Here is a 317-nt window from a genome sequence, read left to right as displayed (position 1 = left end):
CACATACCCTGGACACTCTGCGCCAACTGGCCAACGGGCCCGTCACCGCCCAGGCCCATGCGCACATGGCTCAAACCTTCAGCGACCCTGAGTTGCATCCGCAAACCAACCTGACCTTCCACGGCGGCCACCGTCAGCCCTATCGGCGCTTGCAGCATCTGCTCAAGCAACTGCCCGACGGTATCCACGGGTTCAAACAACCGGAGTGGTTGATGGCCGTGGCCACCCACGCGGCGGTCAATGATCCGTCGCTGTTCATGGGGTGCGTGATTCAGCAGGGTTTGTGCATCGGTACACTCCTGGCGTTCGAACAGGAC

General features: G+C 61.8%; 1 protein-coding gene. It reads left to right on the top strand.

The genetic code is table 11. The features are described 5' to 3' along the window. The coding region (locus tag HX869_RS31325) for a hypothetical protein (protein WP_178904195.1) at positions 1-317 on the top strand (317 nt) is incomplete at both ends.

This window comes from Pseudomonas sp. P7779 (genome assembly GCF_013386315.1).
GTDB lineage: Bacteria > Pseudomonadota > Gammaproteobacteria > Pseudomonadales > Pseudomonadaceae > Aquipseudomonas.
The sequence above is the reverse complement of the archived record's forward strand: the minus strand, read 5'-3'. Positions and strand labels throughout refer to the sequence as shown.